Here is a 17,652-nt window from a genome sequence, read left to right on the forward strand (position 1 = left end):
GGTTTTCCATGCGCGCGCGCCACGCCGTCATGCTTGCACTTTCCGCGCTTTCCATTCCTGCCGTCTCCATCCCGCTTGAGAAGGCGCGCGCGCTGGAGTCTGAAAAATACACGGTCTATTGCGCCGACGACCGCATCGAGGTCTCGTTCTGGGATCTCGAACAGATGAAAGTGCGCCGCAGCTCCAATGTCTGCCAGTTCCAGAGCTATACGAGCTACTCAAGCGCCCTGAATTTCGCCCAGAAGAATCTTGGTGGCGAGGGGCGAGTTGTAGTTGCTGAGGCAGTCCAGACTCAAGCCTCGTGCCGCAGTGATAGATACCGCTTGCGGGATTTTCTCCGATGCTGGAGCGATGAGCCGAGTCACTCGACGCGAGCAGACGCCAGATCAAGTAAATACGACCTGATATTAAATTTCGAATATCGCTCGTCTTGTACGTCATAGTTAATGGACATGGACTTATTTAAGTGCTCAAATAGCTTTGTCATCAGCCATTGTACGGGCGCTGGTGCTTGAGAGAGCATAACATTCTCCCGCCCCAGCGGGAGCTATGCGGTGACAAACAGCCAGCCTAACATGTTTTCGGGGATCCCGATCGCGAACAGGGACGGCACGATCTCAGTCCTTGCTACGCTGCCTCAAATGGCCGACGCTTTGGCGAACGACTGGCCATCCGATGGCCCACTGTTTCTGGCCGCGCTTGCTGCCTTGGTGGGGGAACGGACGGGGTGCTGCAGCACAAGGGACGTTCACCGAGCCTTCATAGCAGCGGCACTTGAAGCCGAATGTCTTCCCGACAGCTACATGAAGAATTGAGCGCGAAATGCCTCTCACCCTCCGGACGACACTTTGCGAAACGAGAGATGCGCTGCACGTGCTGCGAAGGGCCCTGTTTGTCTGCGGCCATACTGCGGCGATGGAAGAGATCGATTCCCTCATCGGCGTCGCCCAAGATAAGGCGGTCCAGGCAATCGGAGCCATTGATCGGGCAGCGGTTCGAAGACCTATCCTCGTGGTGGTGGCAAATCCGGCGGACCCGGCAGCTATTGTTCTGTCGATCGCTCAGCCCGCAAAGCTTGGCGAGCTTCGCGATCAAGGCATGGGCCTCAGCGTATATTGCGGCAATCCCCGATGCGGTCATCTACGCTCGCTCGATCTCGATGGTCTAATCGAGACCTACGGCACGCACTACGATTTCATCACCGAAAAGCGGCTGGCGTCGAAGCTTGTCTGCAAACGCTGCCAGTATGTTGGAGGGAGGCTGGTCGTGGTATCCGACAAAAGGCCACGGTATTGAGTATCCGGTCCCGAGTGGCCGAAGCCGACAACCTCGCCGAAGAGCAAATATGATGGGATTTCCACGAAAAAATGGTGGGCGATGCAGGGATTGAACCTGCGACCCCACCCGTGTGAAGGGTGTGCTCTCCCGCTGAGCTAATCGCCCGCTCGTTGCCCGAAGGCCAAGCGAGCCGCGATATAAGGGAGGCAGGCCGTTGAAGTCAAGGCGATGCGCTGGCCTTCTATGCCGGAAATAGGCGAGGGCAGGGGCAGCCGCGCAATCGCCTGTTTCGCTCAGCCGCTTGCCGCTGCAATCAGCCGTTCCGCTAGGTCGAGCGTCAGCGCGTCGAAATGCGAAATGACAGCCGACGGCTCGAACTCTCTGACATGCCGGTCGGTATAGCCGAAATCGACGGCGACCACCGGAATGCCGGCGGCCTTGGCGGTGTCGATGTCGGTCTGCGAATCGCCGATCATCAGCGAGCGATGCGGATCGCCGCCGGCGAGCCGGATGGTTTCGGTTAGATGCCGGGGGTCGGGCTTGCGGAAGGCGAACGTGTCCTGGCCGGCAATCGCGGCGAAATGCTTTGTCAGGCCGAGCGCTTCGATCAGCGCTTTCGAATTGCCCTCATATTTGTTGGTGCAGATGGCGAGCAGATAGCCGGCCTTCTCGAAGCGGGCGATCGCTTCGACCACGCCGGGGTAGGGGCGCGATTTGCCGGGAATGTTGAGCGTGTAGTGGTCAAGGAACAGCTTCAGCAGCCGGTCGTGCTCTTCCACTGCCAGCGACTTCTGCTGCGCGGTATGCGCGCGCTCGATCATCACCCGCCCGCCATGGCCGACAAAGCGCCGGAAGCCGGCCTCGTCGACAGCGGCGAGCTCGCTGGCGGCAAGGCTGTGGTTGAGGCTGTCGAGCAGGTCCGGCGCCGTGTCGACCAGCGTCCCGTCGAGGTCGAACACGATGATCGGTCTGGTCATGGCCTGTCCTGTGGCGATTGTTTTGTCGGCAGGCGATAGCCGCTGCGGCGCGTCGAGGCAAGCGGGCTGGCAAGCACGTCGAGGCAAGCAGGCGTGGCGAGCCGCCAGAAATGAAAACCCGCCTCGGCGGCGGGTCGTGACGCAAATCAGCAGTCTGAACGGAAATGTAGCATACCTGCCGCCATCGGGCAACGGCATCCAAGAAAATATTCCTACTGAAGGCCCACGCATCTCACCCTGCGCATCGCCAGGCGTTCCGCTGCCGCCAAGGGCTTTGACCAGACTGGCAAAAATGTTAGGAGCCCGAGACACAAGGTTTCGGGGCAGCAGCATGGATGCGAGGCAGTTGAAGGTCGAGGCCGCGCGGGCAGCGCTTGCCCATGTCAGCGACGGCATGCGGCTCGGCATCGGCACCGGCACCACGGCGGAAGAGTTCGTGCGGCTGCTGGCCGAGAAGGTCGCCACGGGCATGACCGTCATCGGCGTACCGACGTCGGAGCGCACCGCGGCCCTCTGCCGCGAGCTCGGCGTGCCGCTGTCGTCGCTGGAGGAAACGCCCGAGCTCGACCTCACAGTGGACGGCGCCGACGAGGTCGATCCGGCGCTGACGCTGATCAAGGGCGGCGGCGGCGCGCTGCTGCGCGAGAAGATCGTCGCGGCGGCCTCCGGGCGCATGATCGTCATTGCCGACAAGTCGAAAATGGTCGAGACGCTCGGTCGGTTTCCGCTGCCCATCGAAGTCAACCAGTTCGGCCTGCGCGCCACCGAAATCGCAGTCGCGGCAGCGGCCAAAAGTCTCGGCCTTTCCGGGCCTATTACATTGAGGATGACGGGGGGCCAGCCTTTTGTTACAGACGGCGGCCATTTTATCCTCGATGCATCTTTTGGCCGCATTCCGGATACAAGAGCGCTTTCGAATGCTCTCCATGCCATCCCCGGCGTGGTCGAGCATGGTCTTTTCATCGGGCTGGCGTCAGCGGCCATCATCGCCGGTGGCGACGGCATCCAAACCGTCCATGCCGCCCGAAAACCAGGGAGTTCTACCGATCATGATGTTGCATAAACGGGTTCGCCAATTCTCCGCCATCGTGGCGGCTTCGGCTGTCCTGGCGTTCACCGCGCCGGCGTTTTCGCAGGACGTCACCGAATCGCATCTGAAAGCGGCGCGCGCCGCGGTCGCTGCCATCCACGCGACCGACCCGTTCGACAACATCCTTCCGCAGGCGGCTGCCGCGCTAGAGCAGCAGCTTATCCAGAAGAACCCCGACATGCAGGAGCTGATCGGCAAGACCATCAGCGAGAAGGCGCTAGCGCTGGCCTCACGCCGCGCCGATCTGGAGAAGGAAGCAGCACTGGCCTATGCCAAGGTGTTCTCCGAAAAGGACCTCACCGACATCGCTGCCTTCTACAATTCCGAAGCCGGCAAGAAGCTGCTCGACAGCGGCCCGACGGTGACGCGCGATTTGGTCAAGGCGGCCGACATCTGGCAGAACGGCCTGGCGCGCGATCTCGCCCAGCAGGTCGGCGAGACGCTGGCCGCGGCCGCGAAGGCCAAGGCTCCCGCGGCACCCGCCGATGGCGCTGCCCCGGCTGATGGTGCCGCCCCGGCTGATGGCGCCGCACCCGCTGACGGCGACCAGCCGGAAGCGCCGAAGAACTAACCGGCGTCCCTCGCCGCTGGACCAAGAAAGCCCGGAGCAAACCGGGCTTTTCTTTTGGCCTCATGCAGCCTACCTGTCTCAAACATTTCTGAGGCAAGGAGCGGCGGCATGGCCGGTTACGACTACGATCTCTTCGTCATCGGTGGCGGCTCCGGCGGGGTGAGGGCGGCGCGCGTGGCGGCGGCACTCGGCAAGCGCGTCGGCATCGCCGAGGAATACCGCTATGGCGGCACGTGCGTTATCCGCGGCTGCGTGCCGAAAAAGCTCTACGTCTACGCCTCGCAATTTCCCGAGCATTTCACTGATGCAGCCGGCTATGGCTGGACGGTGCCGGAAGCGAGCTTCGACTGGCCGACGCTGGTCGCCAACAAGGATCGCGAGATCGCCCGGCTGGAGGCTATCTACGAGAAGAACGTGCAGGGCGCCGGCGGCGAGACGTTCCACTCGCGCGCCATGCTGGTCGATCCGCATGTCGTGCACCTCTTGGGCGACGACCGCACCGTCACCGCCGACCAGATCCTGATCGCCACCGGCGGCCGGCCGGCGCCGCATCCAGCACTTCCCGGCCATGAGCATTGCATCTTTTCCAACGAGGTCTTCGACCTCAAGCGGCTGCCGAAGGCGATCATGATCGAGGGCGGTGGCTACATCGCCGTCGAATTCGCCAACATCTTCCATGGTTTGGGCGTCGACACCACGCTGGTCTACCGCGGCAAGGAGATCCTGTCGCGCTTCGACATGGACCTGCGGCGCATGCTGCACGAGACCATGGAAAAGAAGGGGATAAAGATTCTCTGCCACGCCGTGTCGGAATGGGTGCGCAAGCGGCCGGATGGGCGGCTGGACGCGCTGGTCACCGGCGGCAAGGTGTTGACGGTCGACCAGGTCATGCTCGCCATCGGCCGCATCCCCAACACCGAGAATATGGGCCTGGAAGGCGTCGGCGTCGAGCTCGGCAAGACCGGCGCCATCGTTGTCGACCAGTACTCCCGCACCAACATCGACAACATCTGGGCGATCGGCGACGTCACCAACCGTGTACAGTTAACGCCGGTGGCGATCCACGAAGCGATGTGCTTCATCGAGACCGCCTTCAAGGGAAATCCGACGGCGCCCGACCACGACACGATCCCGACCGCGGTGTTTTCACAGCCGGAGATCGGCACTGTCGGCCTGTCCGAGGACGATGCCGTCAAGCGCTACTCCGACATCGAGATCTACCGCGCGACGTTCCGGCCGATGCGGCATACGCTGTCGGGCCGCGACGAAAAGATGCTGACGAAGCTGGTGGTCGACGGCGCCACGCGAAAAGTGCTCGGCGCCCACATTCTGGGACCGGACGCCGGCGAGATGGCGCAGCTGCTCGGCATTCCGCTGAAGGCCGGCGTCACCAAGGACGATTTCGACCGCACCATGGCCGTCCACCCGACAGCGGCGGAAGAACTGGTCACCATGTACAAGCCGACCTACCGCGTGAAGGACGGCGTGCGCGTCGATTGACGCCCGTTATCATTCCTCGAGGAGCGATGAGGAGCGATCTATGCCCGTAACCGCCGCGCCGCTCGACGACAATTTTGGCCGGCGCGTCGATGAGGTCATCGACCGGGCTGTCGAGGAGGAGCGCGTTGTCGGCGCCGTGATCCTCGTCGCCCGGCGCGGTGAAGTCCTCTACAGCCGCGCCGCTGGTCTCGCCGACCGCGAAGCGAAAAAACCAATGACGGCTGACGTAATCTTCCGGCTGGCATCGGTGACCAAGCCGGTCGTCGCCGCCGCGGCCCTGGCGCTTGTCGAAGCCGGCGCGATCAGTCTTGCCGATCCGGTGACCAGATTCATCCCGGAATTCAGACCGAAGCTGGCGGACGGCGGCGAGCCCGTCATCACCATCCGCCAGCTGCTGACCCATACGGCCGGTCTCGACTACGGCTTCCGCCAGGCAACCGGCGGGCCTTATCACCGTGCCGGGATCTCCGACGGCCTCGACCAGCCCGGCCTGTCCATGGCCGAGAACCTCAGGCGCATCGCCTCGGTGCCGTTGTCCTACAAGCCGGGAACCAACTGGAGGTATTCGGTGGCGATGGATGTGCTGGGCGAGGCGCTGGCGAGGGCCACCGGCGCCACGCTGCCGGATCTTGTCGATCGCCTGGTGGTGCAGCCGCTCGGCATGCGCGACACGGCCTTTGGCGTCCGTGACCGGGCTCGGCTGGTGACGCCTTATGCGGACGGTCCCGGCAAGGCTGTCGCTATGGGCGAGCATCATCTGGTGCCCTTCGGCGACGGCGCCATCTCGTTCACGCCTGGCCGTACCTTCGATGCCGCATCGTTTGCCTCCGGCGGCACCGGCATGAACGGCACGGCCGGCGATGTTATGAAGCTGCTTGAAGCGCTGCGCAGCGGCGGCGGCATGGTGATCCGCCCCGAAACGGCCACGGCGATGAGGACCGACGCCATTGGCGGTCTCGAAACCACCATGCCCGGCTGGGGTTGGGGCCTCGGCTTCGGCGTCCTGCGCGATCCCGTGGCGGCAAACACGCCACAGACCGTCGGCACGTGGCGCTGGGGCGGCGTCTACGGTCATTCCTGGTTCGTCGACCCGACGCTGGACCTGACGGTGGTGGCGCTGACGAACACGGCCATTGCCGGGATGATGGGCGCTTTCCCCGACGCATTGCGCGACGCCATCTACAGCCGGCAGGCCTGAAGCCTGAGCAAGGCGAACCCGCCGCCGGTCATTGCCGGCGGCAGGATTTTTAGCGGCTGCTACAGCAGGGTGCCGCGCAGGATGACCAGCGCCACCGAGAAATAGATCACCAGGCCGGTCACATCGACCAGTGTCGCGACGAACGGCGCCGACGCGCTCGCCGGATCGAAGCCGATCCGTTTCAACGCGAACGGCAGCATCGAGCCCGACAGCGAACCGAAGGTGACGATGCCGACCAGCGCTGCTCCCACCGTCGTGGCGATCAGCGGCCAATGCGGCCCATAGTCGTAGAAGCCCATATATTGCCAGAGTGCGATGCGGCAGATGCCGACCACGCCAAGCATGCCGCCGAGCACGAGGCCGGTGGGCAGTTCGCGCAGCGCCACCCGCCACCAGTCGCCAAGACCGATCTCGCGCAATGCCAGCGCGCGGATGACGAGCGAGGTCGCCTGCGAGCCGGAATTGCCACCCGAGCTCATGATCAGCGGGATGAACAGAGTGAGCACGATCGCCTTTTCCAGTTCACCCTCATAGCTTTGCATGGCATTGGCGGTCAGCATCTCGGAGATGAACAGCGCGCACAGCCAGCCGCCGCGCTTCTTGATCATGGCGAGGAAGCTCATCTTCATGTAGGGCTCGTCCAGCGCCTCCATGCCGCCGAAACGGTGCACGTCCTCGGTCGTCTCCTTGATCATGGTGTCGATGATGTCGTCGATGGTGACAATGCCGAGGATCTTGCCGTGGTCGACGACGGGAACCGCGAGCAGATCGTATTTGGAGATCGTCTGCGCCAGGGTCTCGCGATCGGTCAGCGGCGTCACCGTCACCGGCACGCGGTCCGGCGCCACCGACAGGATCGGATCGTCCGGCTCGCCGGTGATCAGCCGGCGCAGCCCAGTCGAGCGCACCAGCACATGCGTGTCGGGATCAACGATGTAGATGGCGTAGACGGTCTCGCGCGTCCGCTCGACCTTGCGGATGTAGTCCAGCGTGCGGCCGACGGTCCAATCCGAAGGCACGCTGACGAACTCGGTCGTCATGATCGAGGCGGCGCTGCCTTCGGGGTAGCCGAGAATGGAAAGCAGCGTCGCCCGTAGCGGCGGCGCCAGCCTGCCGAGCAGCTCGGAACGCGCCGGCTCGTCCAGCTCGCGCAGGATATCGGCGGCGCGGTCGACCGACATGGCGGTGAGGAGCTTGCACGCCTTGGCGCGCGGCAGCGCCTCGGCCAGTTCGGACGCGCCGTCGAGTTCCGGTTGGTCGAAGATCTCAACCAGCCGCTCAAACGGCACTTCGCAAAGCAGTTCGATCGCGGTCTCGCGAGGTTCCCGGTTCAGGGCCTCGACGACATCGGCGACGTGATCATTGGCAAGGATACGGGCGATCGCGACGGCATCGTCGCCCGCTACGACGGGGGAAAATTCGTTCATGGCTCACTCCTTGCCGTCTGGCAGGACGTGAGCCATCAGGTCACGTCTAGGCGGACGGCGGCTGCGTTCGACTGTGACTGTCGCCAGGCATGGCGCGGTGACCTTTCTGCTTGCGGGTTCGATTTGGAATGCTGCAAGCCGGGCGCAACATAGGAGCGCATTTTGGCGAGTCAATCGCAGGAACGGCGGAAAACTGCCGGGAACAGGCCCAATCGCGAGACTGTGATCAACCGCCGTCGTTGCCGCAGTGTTGCGGCCCGGCAAGAGTTTGGTGTGGTTGCTATTTCTGCTTCAGCCGGCGCGAGAAGCGCAGCCATTTGTCTTCGACCGGTCGCGGCTGCGTAAGGATGGTGGTGAGTTCGCGCGGCAGGTTCGGAGCAAGCGGCTTCTTGGTGGCGACACCGTCGGCGATCGCAACCACGCTGTGGTAGAATTCCTCGCCCGTGGCTGATCGTGGCGCAATCGCCTCGTGCATGATGCTGATCACCGTGACATCGGGACAGTTGTCCTTGATCGCCTGGTGGAAAGCGATCTTGCCATCCGGATCGAGCGCGCCGGTGGCTTCGTCGAGGAACAGAAGCCCAGGCTGCTGCAGCACGATGCGAGCCACCACCAGCTTCTGCTTCTGGCCGCCGGAAAGCATCTGATCCCAGATCTTTCCCTCGCGGCTTTCGTCGGCCATGTGTTCGATGAAGTCGCCAAGGCCGGCCTTGTGCAGGGCAGACGCCACCTGCGCATCGCCATAGTCCTGCTCGGAGCCGGGCAGACACACCAGCTGCTTCAGTGACACCTGCTGCAGCTTGACCTCCTGGGCGGCATAGAAACTCTTCACGCCGTCGGGGAAGACGATGGTGCCACGGCCATAGGGCCACAGGCCGTTGATCGCCTTGATCAGCGAAGTCTTGCCGCAGCCGGACTCGCCCTTGAGGAACGTCCACTCGCCACGCCGGAAGCGCAGATTGGCAGCACTCAGGAACGGCGTGGCATCTTCGCCCTGATGCGCCAGTTCGAGCTTCTGGATAGTCAGGCCGAAGACCGGGTTCTGGCTGGCATAGTGGAAGTCGGAGCGGCCGGTCTGGCCGTAGAACTCCTGCGGCTGCTGGACGTTCTCGATGGCGTTCGCCAATTCGGTGACGCGCTGGCTGTTGGCGCGCAAGGTCGCGATGTCGGGCATCACGCGGATGAGCCAGGAACACTGGCCGATCAGCTGATTGATCATCTCGGCGCCGGTCACGTAGCCTTTGAGGTCGAGTTTGTTGTGAATAAAGGAAACCAGACCGGGCGCATAAGCGACGATGCGAAAGCCCATGAAATTGTGGACCGCCTCGAATGCGTCGTAAGATACGTTGACGATATTCAACCGTGCCCAGGTCCGATCGATGTCGCCATAGAGTCGGTTGTTCACCGTCTTCTGCACGTCTTCTGCGCCTGACGCGGCGACGTGGAAACTGCGGCGAAGAAAGGTCGTCAATTCGCCGCGATAGCTGCCCTCGGCCTGCTGCAGCCGCACATTTAGCCGCTCCAGCACTCTTCCAAGCCTTACCGCGATCCAGGTGTTGAACGGCACGTAGGTGGCGATGGCGAGCAGCGCGAGGACAGCGCTGCCATAGCTCCCGAGGAACTCCAGCCCCGCCACCTCCACGGAGGTTTCGATGAGGTTCTCGCCGATAAAATAGAGTGACGTGGCAACGCCAAGCACGCCCATGGCGAGGCCGATCGCGCCGCCTGTCATGCCTTTGATCGATTCCTGGATACGTTGGTCGATATTGTCCGGCGCGGGGCCCCCGCCGCCGGCCGAACCATGTTGGGCGTGGAAATGGCTATGATTGCCATCGAGCAGCGCTTGATTGAACTGGCTGTTCAACCAACCGCGCCATTTGCGGTGCAAAGTCTTTGAGACCAGGCTTCTCGCACCAACGAGGCCGGCATCCTTGAGCACAAACAGGACCACGACGAGCCCCGCATCAGTCAGCAGCGTCCTGAGTGGCGCGGTGTTGGCGGCGTCATGATAGTAATTGATCGAGTAGGTCAATTCCCCGATCATCAGGGCCAACCAGACCCCGGCTTTGCTGAGGAGTGTTGTGAGGGCTGCGATGACGATGGTGAGGGTCCAGGCTTCCTTCCACCGGTCCGAGAACCAGTAGGCCCGCATCAGTCCCCAGAAGGTCCGCATCGACGATACTGGCGTCAGGGGCGACGGGCCAGCGGCGGCGTCGCGGTTCCAAAGTGCCGATATTGAACGTCGCGGTCTGTCGACCTGAATCACAATCCCGCCCAAACCTTTTTTAGTTTTGTTACGGATAGTAACACCAATTGATCATTTTCTATTAATTTTATCGCGGCGAATGTGAGGCAGCCCACGTGCCGTTGCCCTGAGGCAACAGGTGGTGCGTGGAGACGGCTGTCTCCAGGCCAAATATCCCGTTTGGTTTCAATGTTTTGTGAGAACGCTGAGATGTGCGAAAAGCTTCCCCTGGGGAAACGGGATTCACGGTTTCGTGAACCGATCGACCTTGCCGATTGGCCGGTTTTCCTACCGCGGACTGACGGCAACACCGGAAATTTGCCGTCTGTGATCACTTCGGGTTTGCCCGAATCATCCTTTCCCGAAGCCGAGAAGTGCCCGGGAATGGTCCTGGCGGCGGCGTTGTAGCTGTCGATCACCGTTTCGCCGCTGGTGAAGCGGACATGCTCGACCAGGCGCGCTTTTAGCTGCCGCTTAACAAGATTTGACAATTCATACGCCGCCGGTTGAACCTTGCGCGGCACTGTCGGCACCCATGCATACCCGGTTCTCTAACAAGGAATCTCCCAATGCTTGCACGCGCAGCCGCCCCAGCAATCCTGTCGCTCTTTGCCTTTCTGTCTCTGGCGCATGCCGGCAACCAGACTATTCCCGCGAGCGCGGAGGGCCAAATCGAGTTCAACACGCCCTCCGGCAACATCGGCTGCATTTACACACCCAAGGGCGGCACCAGCACCTACCAGCCGCAGGATGGCGGTCCGGAACTGAGCTGTTCGCGCGTCGAGCCCAGCTACGTCACGGTGATCCTCGGGCCGAACGGGCCGGCGACATTGATCAAGAATCCGGGTGAGAAGGGCTGCTGCAGCGATGTCGCCAAGCTGGCCTATGGCAACAGCTGGAGCAAAGGGCCGTTTACCTGCCAGTCGTCAACCAAGGGACTGACCTGCACGTGCAGCAACGGCCATGGCTTCTTCGTCAGCAAGGCCAAGGTGAACGTAAAGTAGGCTTAGCCCACCTTTTCCAGCTCGCCCTTGGCCTTTGCGGCGGCGACCTGGCGGATGGCGTCGGCCAACGTGTCGGCGTCCTGCGCGCCCATGACGGCGTATTTGCCTTCAAGCAGGAAGCACGGCACGCCGGTGATACCCATTCGCGATGCCGTGGCGATTTCCGTGCGCACCGCCTCGACGTCGGCGTCGGTCGGCAACAGCGTTTCGACAACGGCAGCGTCCATGCCCGCCTCGCGGGCGGCTTCGATCAGCACCGCGTGATCGCCGACATTGGCGCCTTCCTCGAAATACAATTGGAACAGCTGGCGCACCAAGCGGTTCTGCACGGCTTCGCCGGCTGCCCCGGCCCAGCGGATGACGCGATGCGCGTCCAGTGTGTTGGCGGCGACCTTGATGGCGTCGAAGGCGAAGTTGATCCCCTCGGCTTCGCCGAGCGGCTCGATGCGCGCATGCATCTGGCGGATACGCTCCTCGCTGCCGAACTTGGCCAGCATGTATTCACGCCGATCCTTGCCGTCTGGCGGAATGGTCGGGTCGAGCTGGAACGGCCGCCAGCGCACATGCACCTCAATGTCGCCGGCAGCGGCGATCGCCTTGTCGAGCCGCTTCTGACCGATGAAGCACCAGGGGCAAACGGCATCGGAAACCACGTCGACGGTAATGGAATTGTCTTCGCTCATCTCGGATCTCCTGCCGCGAACACATCTTTGAGCATGATCTCTGGACAAAACGGCTTTCCGTTTGTCCTAGAAAACCGGTAACCACTTTTCGGGATCATGCTCAGTTCGCTTTGCGCCACCAGGTCGGCCATTGATAACCGAATATGGGCGTCTTTTTCGGATGGTCCAGATAATTCCAGTAAGCGAGCCATTGCTGCGCGTTGTACTGCATCGGCACCATATAGTTGCCGGAGATGAGCAATCGGTCGAGGACGCGCACCGCAGCGACGTAATCCTCCTTGGTCCGCGCTCTCAGCATCGCATCGATCGCAGCATCCACCGCCGGATCGGCGACGCCGGCCAGGTTGAACGAACCTTCCCTCTTGGCTTCTGAAGAACCCCAGCGAAAACTCTGCTCGATGCCGGGCGACAGCGAGTTGCTGAAACCGCTCGACCCGATCAGCACCTCGAAATCGAAACGCTGCTTGCGCGACTGGATCTGGTCGGCTTCGAGGCTGCGGATGGTCACCGTGATGCCGATCTTCTCCAGCGTGCGCTGATAGATGGCGGCAAAGCGTTCCTCGTCCTGCGAGGCGGTCAGGATTTCGAAACCGAAGGGGCTTCCTTTGGGATCCAGCAGGACGCCGTCCTTGACGGCGTAGCCCTGGCTCTTCAGCAGGTCGAAAGCCACCTTCAGCACCTTCCGGTCCTGGCCCGTGCCGTCATTCACCGGCGGTCGCCAGGTGCCGTCCATGACATCGGCCGGCACGCGTCCGGGGTAGGGCGCCAGCAGCGCCTTCTCCCTGTCGGAGGCGGGATGGCCGAGCGCGGACAGTTCGGAATTCTGCCAATAGCTCATCGTGCGTGTGTATTTGCCGCCAAACAGGTTCTTGTTGGCCCATTCGAAGTCGTAGAGCATGCCGAGCGCGCGCCGCACCACCGGATTGGAAAACTTCTCCAGCCTGGTGTTGAACAGGAACCCGGTCACCACTGGCGGTATGCCAGTGTCGAAGGTCTCGGTGATCACCTCGCCACGGTGGAAGGCGGGAAAATCGATATCACGCTCGCGCTTGACCGGATCGCCCTCATCATAGATGGCGCAGATGCCTTTCTTGAACGCTTCCGTCTTGGCATTGGCGTTGAGGAAGTACTCGATGGTGATCTGGTCGTAATTGTCGAAGCCGCGCTTGGAGGGGAGGTTCTTGCCCCAGTAATTCGGGTTGCGCTTGAAGACGATGCGCTGCCCCGGCTGCACCTTGTCGACGATGTAGGGCCCGCTGCCGATCACCGGCTTCAGCGTCGTCTTGTCGAACGTGTCCTTGTTGAAGGCATGCTTCGGGATGATCGGCGTCAGCGCGATAATCAGCGGCGTCTCGCGGTTGGCCTTGTCGTTGAAGGTAAAGCGCACGCTGTGATCGCCGGTCTTTTCGAGCTTGGCGATCAGGCTCATGCGATCCCTGTAAGGCGGGCGGCCCTTGTCGGTAAAGACATCGTAGGTGAACAGCACATCCTCCGGTGTCACCGGCTCGCCATCAGACCATTTTGCGTCAGGGTTGAGATGGAACTCTATCGACTTGCGCTCGGGATCCATGTCGGCGCTGTCGGCGAGCAGGCCATAGAGGCTGAAGGCCTCGTCATAATTGCGCGTCATCAACGGCTCGAAAACCAGGTTGCCGTAGTTGAGATCCATCATGCCGCGCGCGGTGGTGCGCAGGCTCTTCAGAATGAACGGGTTGAGATTGTCGAAGCTGCCGACGACGCAATAGGTGATGTTGCCGCCCTTCGGCGCATCGGGATTGGCGTAGTCGAAATGGGTGTAGTCGGCCGGCAGCGCCGGCTCGCCCTGCATGGCGATGGCATGTTTCGGCTCCGACATTGCGGGCTGAAGTGAAATGGCGAGAAACGAGATCGCGGCGATCAGCCAAACAAGAACGCGGCCCATGACCGTCTCCTTACTGGGCGGCTTGATGATTCGGAGTGCACCCTAGCATGGCCCCGCCGCGCTCCGGCCAGATACGTCAGCCCAAATCGCACGACCCAAATGGCACAGCCAAGAATCGCAGGCGCCGGGCTGGATTCGGCTGCGCATGCGGTGTAACACGCGCTCCGAAGTCATCCTGTTGCCTCAATTCGGCAACAGGTAGCTGGACCGCGCGGCGCGAAGAAGCCGGTTCCGGGATCATTTGAGAGGACGTACACGACATGACGAGCCTGAACAGCAACGCATACCGCCTTTCGGTCATTGCCGCGGGCGTGGTCGGCTTTCTGGGCGCCGGACTTCTCTCTGCTTCGGCACAACAGCAGCAGCAGATTCCGCAGGGCTGGTTCAAGGCCTGCACCAAGCAGGAAGACGTCGACATCTGCAATGTCCAGAACATCGTCACCGCCGGCAACGGCCAGCTGGTCACCGGCGTCAGCCTGATCGAGCTGAAGGGCAAGGTGAACCGCAAGGTGTTCCAGGTGACGGTTCCGACCGGACGTCTGGTGCCTCCCGGCATCGGCCTGCAGATCGACACCGGCAAGGCGCAGAAGCTCGATTATGTCATCTGCTTCCCTGATCGTTGCGTGGCCGAAGTGCCGCTGACCGACACGCTCGTCGCTTCCTTCAAGAAGGGCCAGGCGATCACGCTCACTTCGGTCAACTTCCAGAACCAGCCGAACCCGATCAAGGTTGCCTTGACCGGCTTCAGCGGCGCCTATGACGGCCCGCCGCTGCAGCAGTCCGATATCGAAGACCGGCAGAAGAAGCTTCAGGACTTCGTTGCCAAGAACAACCAGGATTTTGCCAAGAAGCTCAAGGACGAGCAGGACAAGGCCAAGGCCGCCAACTGATCTCGAGCGAATTCAAAAATACAAAAAGCGGGGCATTGCCCCGCTTTTTTGTTGCCCCGTTCAGGACGCGGTCAATGTCTCGACTGGCGCTTCGGCTCGTAGCGTCCGTCCGGCCGCTTGTCGAACATCTCGCGGATCTGCGGATGCCGGACCGGCTCGCCCGATTGGTCCTCGAGCAGGTTCTGTTCGGACACATAGGCGATGTATTCGGTTTCCGAATTCTCGGCGAGCAGATGATAGAACGGCTGGTCCTTGCGCGGCCGCACATCGGCCGGGATCGCCTCGTACCATTCGTCGGTGTTGGCGAATTGCGGATCGACATCGAAAATGATGCCGCGAAAAGGAAACAGCCTGTGGCGAACCACCTGTCCGATCGAGAATTTGGCTGTTTTCATCATACTCACCACTAAGCCCTAAAGCGCCCGGCGTCCCCTGGAATGAACGGCACGCGCTCTAAGGCTTTGAATTTACACACGCCGTCACCAAAAATCGAGCCCGACTTTAGGGCTGGTATCCGACACTATCTGGCGCAGACGGTGGTCCAGTTCAATGCCGAAGCGCTTGACGCCTTGTGAAGCTATGGGCTAGCCCGGTCCAGGGTTTTCGGGCCAGGGCAAAAATGTCTGACCGGCTGCTCTACATGATCCGGCACGGAATATTACCGCCGGACCTGTTTCCCTAGGCCAGTAAGTGCTGCAAAGCCGCTGCCCGGCCTCAAGCCCTCGCGCATGAAGAAGGCGCGCAGCGGCGCGAAACTGCCGAGCACATTGAGCCCGGCGCTGCGCGCCATCTGCGCCGGCAGCATGTCCGACAGCAGCGACATGTTGAGCAGATTGACCGCGCCGGAACGCGCCAGAATGTCGGGACGGCGCCGGGAATCATAGGCTGCGAGGGCCTTTGCGGCGCCAGGATCGCTGCGATTTTCACCAGCGATTCCAATCAGATCGTCGATGTCCCTGATGCCGAGGTTGAGGCCTTGGGCACCGATAGGCGGAAACACATGTGCCGCCTCGCCGACCAGCGCCACCCGGTTTTGTGCGAAGCGCCCCGGTGATGCCGCCGACAGCGGGTAGATCTGCCGGCCGGGCTCGACCGACACCCGGCCCAGCATCGACTGCATCTGCTGTTCGACACGCTCGGAAAGTGTCACGTCGTCGAGTGCGGCAAGGTCTTTTGCCGTTTCCGGTTTCACCACCCAGACAAGGCTGGAGCGGTTGCCGGGCAGTGGCACCTGGGTGAACGGACCGGTTTCGGTGTGGAATTCTGTCGAGGTGAAGCCGTGTTCGCTGCGGTGGCCGAAATTCAGCACCAGCGCCGCCTGCGGATAGGATCGCACCGACGCCGCTATGCCCGCCGCCTCGCGCGCCGGCGACAGGCGCCCATCGGCAGCGACCGCCAGCGATGCGGAAATTTCGCGGCCATCCGCCAGAACGGCATGTGCCTCGTCGGCGTCCAGACGCCAGCTCTCAACCATCACCTTCAGCCATTCGATGCCGGAATGCACGGCGACGGCCCTGGCCAGAGCAGGATTGAGCGCACTGTTGGGCACGTTGAGCCCGAACTGTTCCTCGCCGATCTCCGTGGCGCGAAAGGTGACCACCGGGCTGCGGATCAGCCGGCTTGTAGCATCGACGATGCGCATGACCTTCAGCGGCGCGGCTTTTGGCCTGATGTCGGCCAGCACGCCCAGCCGATCGAGAATCTTGAGGGCGGGGTTCATCAGCGCCGTCGTCCGGCCATCGGGGCCGCCCGCCTCGGGTCCGATGAGAGTCACGGGAAATCCCGCCTCGGCAAAACCGAGCGCCGCGATCAGCCCTGCAGGGCCGCTGCCGGCAACCAGTATCCGTGCTGTCTCGCGATGATCCAAATTGGACTTCCAGTTTGCGATGCAGGTCCATCCTGTCTGTCCATGGATATAGGTCAGACCATGCGGCTTGATCAACGCGGCGATTAGGCTCATTCGATTGCCATGACCGGCCAGCAGGACAATTTCAGCCATCTCGACCGCGCCGGCCGCGCCACGGCAGGCCTTGCCCGCCATCCCCGGCTGACTGTCAACATCGCCATCGGCGGCGGCATTCTGCTCGCATGGTTCATTCTCGGCGCCATGGCGATCCGCGGCGCCGAAGGCCGGCTTCCCGGCGCCGGCGCACCGGGTGATGTGGTGTTGCGCTATCTGCCGCAGCTGCCGCTGCCGGATTTTCTCGACCGCTTCTTCGGCCTGTGCTTGACGCCCGCACCGCTCGATGCCGGCAGCGGCGCACAATTTCTGGCACTGATCGCCATGTGGTTCCTGATGGCCGTGGCGGCGATGCTGCCGTCGGCAGCGCCTATGATCCGCACCTATTGCGAAATCGCCGACACCGCCCGCATCAAGGGCGAACCGGTGGCCCACCCGCTCGCCCTGGTTGCCGGCTACCTCTGTACATGGCTTGTCGCCTCGGCTGGTTTCGCAACGCTGACGCTGGCCGCCCACGCATTTGCGTCGTCGGGGCGATTGCTCGATCCGGTGACCGGCCTTGCCGCGGCTGCCGCTTTGCTGGTGGCCGGCCTCTACCAGTTCAGCAGCCTCAAGCAGGCCTGCCTGACAAAATGCCGGAATCCCTTCGCTACCCTGTTTTCCAACTGGAGCGCCAAGCCCAGCCGCATTTTCCGGCTCGGGCTGGAGCAGGGCCTGTGGTGCCTGGGCTGCTGCTGGGCGCTGATGCTGGTGATGTTTGCCGTCGGCACCATGAACGTGTTCTGGATGGCGCTGATCGGCCTGTTCACTTTGATCGAAAAACAGACCACCGGCAGGCTTCCTACCCGGGTGGCCGGTGCGATACTGCTTGTCTGGGCAGTCGCCCTGCTAGTAGTCTCGGCATGACG

The 17,652-nt window shown here is 62.4% G+C and carries 17 protein-coding genes and 1 tRNA gene; 9 read left to right on the top strand and 9 right to left on the bottom strand.

The genetic code is table 11. The annotated features are described in order from the left end of the window. Nucleotides 1-8: 8 nt before the first annotated feature. Together ACYHH6_RS22425 and ACYHH6_RS22430 are read left to right on the top strand one after the other, a co-directional pair. Nucleotides 9-443, top strand: coding sequence for a hypothetical protein (locus tag ACYHH6_RS22425; RefSeq protein ID WP_352586104.1), 435 nt, complete (start codon nucleotides 9-11; stop codon nucleotides 441-443). Nucleotides 444-822: 379 nt separating this feature from the next. Further along, complete coding sequence (locus ACYHH6_RS22430; RefSeq protein WP_352586103.1) at nucleotides 823-1,296, top strand: hypothetical protein; 474 nt, start codon at nucleotides 823-825, stop codon at nucleotides 1,294-1,296. Between the two features lie 72 nt (nucleotides 1,297-1,368). Here the strand turns inward: ACYHH6_RS22430 and ACYHH6_RS22435 are convergent. Beyond that, nucleotides 1,369-1,443 (bottom strand) — tRNA-Val (locus ACYHH6_RS22435). Between the two features lie 128 nt (nucleotides 1,444-1,571). Further along, nucleotides 1,572-2,255: a phosphoglycolate phosphatase gene (locus ACYHH6_RS22440; protein ID WP_352586102.1), complete on the bottom strand. Its 684-nt coding sequence runs from the start codon at nucleotides 2,253-2,255 to the stop codon at nucleotides 1,572-1,574. Nucleotides 2,256-2,586: 331 nt separating this feature from the next. Here ACYHH6_RS22440 and rpiA point away from each other — a divergent pair, with 331 nt between their 5' ends. From rpiA to ACYHH6_RS22460, 4 genes are all read left to right on the top strand, one after another. Then, a complete protein-coding gene (gene rpiA, locus ACYHH6_RS22445) occupies nucleotides 2,587-3,318 on the top strand; it encodes a ribose-5-phosphate isomerase RpiA (protein WP_352586101.1) in 732 nt (243 codons plus the stop codon). After that, nucleotides 3,305-3,916: a DUF2059 domain-containing protein gene (locus ACYHH6_RS22450; protein ID WP_352586100.1), complete on the top strand. Its 612-nt coding sequence runs from the start codon at nucleotides 3,305-3,307 to the stop codon at nucleotides 3,914-3,916. The genes rpiA and ACYHH6_RS22450 overlap by 14 nt, the downstream gene beginning before the upstream one ends. Before the next feature lie 108 nt (nucleotides 3,917-4,024). After that, nucleotides 4,025-5,416 (top strand): glutathione-disulfide reductase, encoded by a 1,392-nt coding sequence (gene gor / locus ACYHH6_RS22455; protein ID WP_352586099.1) that lies wholly within the window; start codon nucleotides 4,025-4,027, stop codon nucleotides 5,414-5,416. 40 nt (nucleotides 5,417-5,456) lie between these two features. Next, nucleotides 5,457-6,614, top strand: coding sequence for a serine hydrolase domain-containing protein (locus tag ACYHH6_RS22460; protein WP_352586098.1), 1,158 nt, complete (start codon nucleotides 5,457-5,459; stop codon nucleotides 6,612-6,614). Nucleotides 6,615-6,673: 59 nt separating this feature from the next. Here ACYHH6_RS22460 and mgtE read toward each other — a convergent pair whose 3' ends face one another. From mgtE to ACYHH6_RS22475, 3 genes are all read right to left on the bottom strand, one after another. After that, nucleotides 6,674-8,041, bottom strand: a complete 1,368-nt coding sequence (gene mgtE / locus ACYHH6_RS22465; protein WP_352586097.1) for a magnesium transporter — start codon at nucleotides 8,039-8,041, stop codon at nucleotides 6,674-6,676. Between the two features lie 280 nt (nucleotides 8,042-8,321). Then, nucleotides 8,322-10,214, bottom strand: a complete 1,893-nt coding sequence (locus ACYHH6_RS22470; protein WP_352586096.1) for an ABC transporter ATP-binding protein/permease — start codon at nucleotides 10,212-10,214, stop codon at nucleotides 8,322-8,324. 89 nt (nucleotides 10,215-10,303) lie between these two features. Continuing rightward, entirely contained in the window at nucleotides 10,304-10,810 is a 507-nt protein-coding gene (locus ACYHH6_RS22475) for a hypothetical protein (protein ID WP_352586095.1), read from the bottom strand. Between the two features lie 45 nt (nucleotides 10,811-10,855). Here ACYHH6_RS22475 and ACYHH6_RS22480 point away from each other — a divergent pair, with 45 nt between their 5' ends. Further along, nucleotides 10,856-11,290, top strand: coding sequence for a hypothetical protein (locus ACYHH6_RS22480; protein ID WP_352586094.1), 435 nt, complete (start codon nucleotides 10,856-10,858; stop codon nucleotides 11,288-11,290). 2 nt (nucleotides 11,291-11,292) lie between these two features. Here the strand turns inward: ACYHH6_RS22480 and ACYHH6_RS22485 are convergent, their stop codons facing one another. Both ACYHH6_RS22485 and ACYHH6_RS22490 read right to left on the bottom strand, forming a co-directional pair. Continuing rightward, complete coding sequence (locus tag ACYHH6_RS22485) at nucleotides 11,293-11,973, bottom strand: DsbA family oxidoreductase (protein ID WP_352586093.1); 681 nt, start codon at nucleotides 11,971-11,973, stop codon at nucleotides 11,293-11,295. A 100-nt stretch (nucleotides 11,974-12,073) separates the two neighbouring features. Continuing rightward, nucleotides 12,074-13,894 (bottom strand): extracellular solute-binding protein, encoded by a 1,821-nt coding sequence (locus tag ACYHH6_RS22490; protein ID WP_488500473.1) that lies wholly within the window; start codon nucleotides 13,892-13,894, stop codon nucleotides 12,074-12,076. Nucleotides 13,895-14,154: 260 nt separating this feature from the next. On the opposite strand from ACYHH6_RS22490, the gene ACYHH6_RS22495 reads away from it, so the two are divergent. Further along, on the top strand, nucleotides 14,155-14,784 hold the full coding sequence (locus tag ACYHH6_RS22495; protein ID WP_112561729.1) for an invasion associated locus B family protein: 630 nt from the start codon (nucleotides 14,155-14,157) through the stop codon (nucleotides 14,782-14,784). 71 nt (nucleotides 14,785-14,855) lie between these two features. On the opposite strand, the gene hspQ is transcribed toward ACYHH6_RS22495, so the two are convergent. Both hspQ and ACYHH6_RS22505 read right to left on the bottom strand, forming a co-directional pair. Continuing rightward, complete coding sequence (gene hspQ / locus ACYHH6_RS22500; protein WP_352558988.1) at nucleotides 14,856-15,179, bottom strand: heat shock protein HspQ; 324 nt, start codon at nucleotides 15,177-15,179, stop codon at nucleotides 14,856-14,858. A 263-nt stretch (nucleotides 15,180-15,442) separates the two neighbouring features. Further along, entirely contained in the window at nucleotides 15,443-16,651 is a 1,209-nt protein-coding gene (locus ACYHH6_RS22505) for a UbiH/UbiF family hydroxylase (RefSeq protein WP_352586166.1), read from the bottom strand. Nucleotides 16,652-16,753: 102 nt separating this feature from the next. Here ACYHH6_RS22505 and ACYHH6_RS22510 point away from each other — a divergent pair, with 102 nt between their 5' ends. Next, the gene (locus ACYHH6_RS22510; RefSeq protein WP_352586091.1) at nucleotides 16,754-17,650 is read left to right on the top strand and encodes a DUF2182 domain-containing protein; all 897 of its coding nucleotides are present in this window, start codon (nucleotides 16,754-16,756) and stop codon (nucleotides 17,648-17,650) included. Nucleotides 17,651-17,652 lie beyond the last annotated feature (2 nt).

It is taken from the genome of Mesorhizobium sp. P171375 (assembly GCF_057786075.1).

What these genes read in the sequence shown, in the direction of transcription:
- ACYHH6_RS22425 (WP_352586104.1), top strand. Translation starts at nt 9, where the DNA reads ATGCGCGCGCGCCACGCCGTCATGCTTGCACTTTCCGCGCTTTCCATT.
- ACYHH6_RS22430 (WP_352586103.1), top strand. Translation starts at nt 823, where the DNA reads ATGCCTCTCACCCTCCGGACGACACTTTGCGAAACGAGAGATGCGCTG.
- ACYHH6_RS22440 (WP_352586102.1), bottom strand. Translation starts at nt 2,255, where the DNA reads ATGACCAGACCGATCATCGTGTTCGACCTCGACGGGACGCTGGTCGAC.
- rpiA (WP_352586101.1), top strand. Translation starts at nt 2,587, where the DNA reads ATGGATGCGAGGCAGTTGAAGGTCGAGGCCGCGCGGGCAGCGCTTGCC.
- ACYHH6_RS22450 (WP_352586100.1), top strand. Translation starts at nt 3,305, where the DNA reads ATGATGTTGCATAAACGGGTTCGCCAATTCTCCGCCATCGTGGCGGCT.
- gor (WP_352586099.1), top strand. Translation starts at nt 4,025, where the DNA reads ATGGCCGGTTACGACTACGATCTCTTCGTCATCGGTGGCGGCTCCGGC.
- ACYHH6_RS22460 (WP_352586098.1), top strand. Translation starts at nt 5,457, where the DNA reads ATGCCCGTAACCGCCGCGCCGCTCGACGACAATTTTGGCCGGCGCGTC.
- mgtE (WP_352586097.1), bottom strand. Translation starts at nt 8,041, where the DNA reads ATGAACGAATTTTCCCCCGTCGTAGCGGGCGACGATGCCGTCGCGATC.
- ACYHH6_RS22470 (WP_352586096.1), bottom strand. Translation starts at nt 10,214, where the DNA reads ATGCGGACCTTCTGGGGACTGATGCGGGCCTACTGGTTCTCGGACCGG.
- ACYHH6_RS22480 (WP_352586094.1), top strand. Translation starts at nt 10,856, where the DNA reads ATGCTTGCACGCGCAGCCGCCCCAGCAATCCTGTCGCTCTTTGCCTTT.
- ACYHH6_RS22485 (WP_352586093.1), bottom strand. Translation starts at nt 11,973, where the DNA reads ATGAGCGAAGACAATTCCATTACCGTCGACGTGGTTTCCGATGCCGTT.
- ACYHH6_RS22490 (WP_488500473.1), bottom strand. Translation starts at nt 13,894, where the DNA reads ATGGGCCGCGTTCTTGTTTGGCTGATCGCCGCGATCTCGTTTCTCGCC.
- ACYHH6_RS22495 (WP_112561729.1), top strand. Translation starts at nt 14,155, where the DNA reads ATGACGAGCCTGAACAGCAACGCATACCGCCTTTCGGTCATTGCCGCG.
- hspQ (WP_352558988.1), bottom strand. Translation starts at nt 15,179, where the DNA reads ATGAAAACAGCCAAATTCTCGATCGGACAGGTGGTTCGCCACAGGCTG.
- ACYHH6_RS22510 (WP_352586091.1), top strand. Translation starts at nt 16,754, where the DNA reads ATGACCGGCCAGCAGGACAATTTCAGCCATCTCGACCGCGCCGGCCGC.